Source organism: Rhizobacter sp., assembly GCF_035702065.1.
Lineage (GTDB): Bacteria > Pseudomonadota > Gammaproteobacteria > Burkholderiales > Burkholderiaceae_C > Rhizobacter.
In genome coordinates, this window is record NZ_DASSRA010000269.1 from 1 (window position 1) to 5,384 (window position 5,384).

At 68.6% G+C, this 5,384-nt stretch carries 5 protein-coding genes; 1 reads left to right on the top strand and 4 read right to left on the bottom strand.

The window, feature by feature from the left end; all coding sequences use genetic code 11:
* The 4 genes from plsY to VFL64_RS12320 all read right to left on the bottom strand — a co-directional run.
* Nucleotides 1-626: glycerol-3-phosphate 1-O-acyltransferase PlsY (plsY, locus tag VFL64_RS12305; RefSeq protein WP_489540669.1), on the bottom strand; the 626-nt coding region annotated here is incomplete at its 3' end.
* A gap of 36 nt (nt 627-662) precedes the next feature.
* Nucleotides 663-1,154 carry a Cys-tRNA(Pro) deacylase gene (gene ybaK / locus VFL64_RS12310; RefSeq protein ID WP_489540670.1) on the bottom strand — a complete coding sequence of 164 codons (492 nt, stop codon included), beginning with the start codon at nt 1,152-1,154 and terminating at the stop codon, nt 663-665.
* A gap of 107 nt (nt 1,155-1,261) precedes the next feature.
* The gene (locus VFL64_RS12315) at nt 1,262-2,320 is read right to left on the bottom strand and encodes an aldo/keto reductase (RefSeq protein WP_489540671.1); all 1,059 of its coding nucleotides are present in this window, start codon (nt 2,318-2,320) and stop codon (nt 1,262-1,264) included.
* 71 nt (nt 2,321-2,391) lie between these two features.
* Nucleotides 2,392-3,528, bottom strand: a complete 1,137-nt coding sequence (locus tag VFL64_RS12320; RefSeq protein ID WP_489540672.1) for an HD-GYP domain-containing protein — start codon at nt 3,526-3,528, stop codon at nt 2,392-2,394.
* 163 nt (nt 3,529-3,691) lie between these two features.
* Here VFL64_RS12320 and VFL64_RS12325 point away from each other — a divergent pair.
* A partial coding sequence (locus VFL64_RS12325) for an acetate--CoA ligase (RefSeq protein ID WP_489540673.1) occupies nt 3,692-5,384 on the top strand: 1,693 nt, incomplete at its 3' end.

Sequence of the window (5,384 nt, forward strand, 5' to 3'; positions counted from 1 at the left end):
GCGTGGGCGGCGGCACCGGCCTTCTGGCCGATCTTGCTTTCCTTGCCGGCGATGAGCTTCTGGATGTTGGCACTGTGGCGCCAGATCAGCAGCAGGCTCATCACCACGATGGCCGCAGCGATGGCGTCATGGTCCCAGATCAGCAGCTGGTAGAAGGGCGCGAAGGCCGCGGCCACCAGGGACGCCAGCGACGAGTAGCGGAAGAACACCGCGATGATCAGCCAGGTGGCCAGTGTGGCCAGCCCCAGCCAGGGGTTGAAACCCAGCAGCACGCCCGCCGCCGTGGCCACGCCCTTGCCCCCCTCGAAGCGGAAGAACACGGGCCAAAGGTGCCCCAGGAAGGCCGCCAGGCCCACCAGCGCCACGGTGCCATTGCCCAGGCCGAAGCGCGGGCCGAAGACCAGTGCCAGGACCACCGGCACGTAGCCCTTGAGCGCATCGAACACCAGCGTGAGGATGGCGGCTGTCTTGTTGCCCGAGCGCAGCACGTTGGTGGCGCCGGGGTTGCCCGAGCCGTAGCTGCGCGGGTCCGACAGGCCCATCACGCGGCTGATGATCACGGCGAACGAGAGCGAGCCGATCAGGTAGGCCGCGAGCGTGGCGGCGGCAGCGTAGAGAGTCTCCATCGAACGGCCTGTGGGGGTGTCTTGTTATCGAGGCGCCTATTCTGCACCGGCACACTGCACCGGCTTCGCGCCCAGCACCTCGACCAGCACCTGCGGCGCGATGCCCACCAGGTAGCCCCGCCGCCCGCCGTTGATGTAGATGCGCGGCAGCGCGAGCACGCTCTCTTCCACGTAGACCGGCATGGCCTTCTTGGTGCCGAAGGGTGAGGTGCCACCCACCATGTAGCCGCTGTGGCGCTGCGCCACCTCGGGCTTGCAGGGCGCGACCTTCTTGGTGGCGATCTGCCGCGCGAGGTTCTTGGTGCTCACCTGCCGGTCACCGTGCATCAGCACGATGAGCGGCTTGGCGTTCTCGTCTTCCATCACCAGGGTCTTCACCACGTGGTGCTCGTCCACGCCCAGCTGGCGCGCCGACTCGGTGGTGCCGCCGTGGTCGACGTACTCGTAGATGTGCTCGGTGTAGGGCACCTTGCGCGACTTGAGCAGCTGCGTCGCGGGAGTCTCAGAAACGTGATCCTTCTTGGCCATGCGTCAGGAGCGAAGCGACAGATCAAGCAACACCCGCGGAGCCGGCTTTGCCGGGCCGCTGGGTGGCGCCCCTTGGGGGCAGGAGCGAAGCGACTGGGGGGCCAGCATCATTGCGCCGGATCGCGGTGCTTCCAGCGAATGGTGTCGATCTCTGCGAGCAGCTCGGCAGACAAGGTCACGCTCGCGGCATCGAGATCCTCATCCAGCTGCTGCTGGTTGGTCACGCCGATGATGGTGCTGGCCACGCGCCACGACGTGTAGCAGAAGGCCAGGGCCAGTTGCGTCGGCGTGAGGCCGTGCTGGCGCGCCAGCGCGTTGTAGAGCCGCGCGGCCTCGAGCGCCTCGGCGCGGCCCCAGCGCTGCTTGCGCGAGGACTCGAAAGCGGCCAGGCGGCCCAGTTCCTTCGATGTCTGGAAGCCGGTCGCGTCGTACTTGCCGGTGAGCGCCCCGAAAGCGAGCGGTGAATAGGCCAGCAGCGAGACATCCAGCCGGTAAAGCGTCTCGTCCAGCCCGTTGTCGAGCGCACGGCTGGTGAGCGCGTACGGGTTCTGCACCGTGGCCACGCGCGGCAGACCGTGCGCCTCAGCCAGCTTGACAAACTCGCTCACGCCCCAGGGCGTCTCGTTGGACAAGCCGATGTAGCGCACCTTGCCCGCCTTCACCAGGCCGGCCAAGGCCTCGAGCTGCTCGCGGATGGAGGTGTATTCCTTGTCGTGCTTCGGGTCGAAGTAGATGCCGCCGAAGATCGGCGCATTGCGGTTGGGCCAGTGGATCTGGTAGAGGTCAATGCAATCGGTGCGCAGGCGCGCGAGGCTGTCGTCGCAGGCCTGGCGGATGTCGGCCGGTGTGAGGTTGGCGGCACCGTTGCGCACCCAGTCCATGTTGCGCGAGGGGCCGGCCACCTTGGTGGCGAGCACCACCTTCTGGCGCATGCCGGGGCGGCTGGCGAACCAGTTGCCGATGATGCGTTCGGTGGCGCCGTAGGTCTCGCGCCGCGCCGGCACCGAGTACATCTCGGCGGTGTCGATGAAGTCGATGCCGCGTGCCACGGCATGGTCGAGAAGCTGGTGAGCCAGTGCTTCGCCGACCTGCTCGCCGAAGGTCATGGTGCCCAGGCAGATGGAGGTGACGCGCAGGTCGCTGCGGCCGAGGGTGACGTGCTGCATGGAAAGAAGAGAGAGGTGGGACGGAGCGCGTCAGTGTGCCGCAATCGCGACGGGCCTGCCCGGGGCGGGCGTCACGCACCCGACGGTTCGCGCCCGGCCAGGGCCAGCAGCTTCTCGGGCGACACGCGCACACGCAGCGCCGTCTCGGGTACCACGGCCACGACAGCCTGGCTCGGCTCTTCGGTCCGGCGCAGCACAGGCTCACGCAAGGCATCGCCGTCGCCGTTGCTGAGCGCCGCCACCAGCGGCGTGTTGGCGGTCGGGCCGCGCTTGACCACGATGCCCACCTCGCCGCTTTGCAGCTGCACGGGGCAACCCGGCGGGTAGATGCCGAACTCCTTGATGATGGCCGCCGACATCGGGTGCTGGCTGTCCTGCAGGAAGAGATCGCGCCCCGCCTGGTTCGCCGCAAGCGCCTGGCGTGTGTTGCGCGGGCTGAGCTTGGCCGTGTAGACGTCCACCCGGCGCAGCAGCGAAGCCATCTCGCTCACGTCCTGGGCGCCGCTGGGGTAGCCGTGCCCGCCAGGCACCTCGTGGTGCTGGCGCACGGCGTTGAGCCAATCGGCGTCGGTGACGCCCGAGGCCTCCAGCATCTCGGCACTGCGGTGCGGGTGCTCATGGATCTGCTTGCGCTGCGCGGCGGTGGGCGGCGTGAGCTGCGTGGCCAGTCGGCCCTGGAGCTCGATCATCGAGACGTTCATCGTGAGCGCCGCCTTGAACACACGCTCCACATCGTCCTGCCCCCAGCCCAGGCGCTGTGCCACCAGGTAGCAGGCGATGGCGGCATGCACCGAGTGCGAGACGCCGTACGAGCTCTTGCCCTCGTCTGCCTGCCGGATCACCTGGAAGATGGCAAGGTCGGGGTCGCGCTGGACCAGGGCCAGCACGGGCTCGGCCGCCTCGTCGAGCGCATGGGCGAACTCGGGCGACTCGGGCGTGCGCAGGATGCCGCCGACGCGGTCCACGCTGCGGCTCCACAGCGCCGGCAGGCGGTCGGCGCGGGCCTTGTCGACCTCGGCGCGCGGGTTCCTCACCTCGGCGGCATCGACCACGGCGCCGCGGCTGAACAAGGCGTCGAGCTGGGCCTCGTCGCGGATCAACTGCCCGCGCGCGAGCAGCAGGGTGTGGTCGATGTCCCTGATGTTGAAGGGCGCGGCTGCGCCCAGCCGGATGCGGCTTCGGACGGCAGACAGTAGGGCGTAGGGCAAAACGTCATTCCTGTAGGTGTCTTGCGAGCGGCAGATGAATGACGAACGCCTCTCGCTTAGCGCGGATATCGGCACGGCCGGCGGCAACTTGAGCGCCTAGGGCATTCCCTGAGCAATGGCCCGCCCGTGCCACCCCACAAGCCCCACGCCCTATGCTCGCCGCATGCCCAAGCCCACCCCCACGGCCTACGACCAGCTCCACCGTGGCTTCCATTGGAAGCTGCCCAAGCGCTTCAACATCGCCGACGTGTGCTGCGGCCGCTGGGCGCGCGAAACGCCGGAGGCGGTGGCCGTGTTCTACGAGCACGAGAACGGCCAGACGCTGCAGTGCGACTACGCCAGCCTGCAGGCGCAGGCCAATCGCCTCAGCCACGCGCTGCAGCGGCTGGGCGTGGGCCACGGTGACCGCGTGGCCATCGTGATGCCGCAGCGCATTGAAACCGCCATCGCCCACATCGCCATCTACCAGCTGGGGGCCGTGGCCATGCCCTTGTCGATGCTGTTTGGCCCCGAGGCCCTGGCCTACCGGCTGCAGCACAGCGAGGCCGGCGTGGCGCTGGTCGACGAGAGCAGCATCGCCAACCTGCGCGCCGCACGCGCCGAATGCCCATTGCTGCGCAGCGTGGTGGCGGTGGGCGGTGCGCAAGGCCAGGGCGATGCCGACTGGACGACGCTGCTCGCCCGTGAGCCGGCCAGCTTTCATGCGCAGGTCACCCATGCCGACGATGCGGCCGTGCTCATCTACACCAGTGGCACCACCGGGCCGCCCAAGGGCGCGCTGATCCCGCACCGTGCGCTGATCGGCAACCTGTCGGGCTTCGTGTGCAGCCAGAACTGGTTCCCGCAGCGTGGCGACGTATTCTGGTCGCCCGCCGACTGGGCCTGGACCGGCGGCCTGATGGACGCCCTGCTGCCCACGCTCTACTTCGGCCACCCCATCGTGGCCTACCAGGGCCGCTTCACGCCGGAGAAGGCATTCGACCTGATGGCGCGCTACGGCGTGACCAACACCTTCCTCTTTCCGACGGCGCTCAAGGCCATGATGAAGGCCGTGCCGCAACCACTGGAGCGCTACGACCTCAAGCTGCGCGCCATCATGAGCGCCGGCGAGGCGGTGGGTGATGCGGTGTTCGGCTACTGCCAGCAGCAGCTCGGCGTCACCGTCAACGAGATGTTCGGCCAGACCGAGATCAACTACGTGGTGGGCAACTGCGGCCAGTACGTCGACACCACCGGCAGCCCCCACCCCGCCTGGCCTGCACGCCCCGGCAGCATGGGCCGGCCCTACCCCGGCCACCGCATTGCCGTGATCGATGACGAAGGCCGCGAATGCCCGCGCGGCACACCCGGCGACGTGGCCGTGCACCGCCGCGACATCCACGGCCAGCCCGACCCGATCTTCTTCCTGGGCTACTGGAAGAACGACGACGCCACGCGCGCCAAGTTCACCGGAGATCCGAACGACTCGTGGTGCCGCACCGGCGACACCGCCGTGATGGATGAAGACGGCTACCTCTGGTACCAGGGCCGCAGCGACGACGTGTTCAAGGCCGCCGGCTACCGCATCGGGCCGAGCGAGATCGAAAACTGCCTCGTGAAGCACGCCGCGGTGGCCAACGCCGCGGTGGTGCCCAAACCCGATGCCGAGCGCGGCGCAGTCGTCAAGGCCTACGTGGTGCTCGCCGCCGGCCACAGCGGCACGCCGGCGCTGGTAGAGGAGCTTCAGCGGCACGTGCGGGGCCAACTCGCACCTTACGAGTACCCGAAGGAGATCGAGTTCATCGACGCCTTGCCGATGACGACCACCGGCAAGGTGCAGCGCAAGATCCTGCGGCTGCAGGAAGAGGAGCGCGCGC

Excerpts from the sequence above, each read along its gene's own strand:
- ybaK (WP_489540670.1), bottom strand. The coding sequence starts at position 1,154 with ATGGCCAAGAAGGATCACGTTTCTGAGACTCCCGCGACGCAGCTGCTC.
- VFL64_RS12315 (WP_489540671.1), bottom strand. The coding sequence starts at position 2,320 with ATGCAGCACGTCACCCTCGGCCGCAGCGACCTGCGCGTCACCTCCATC.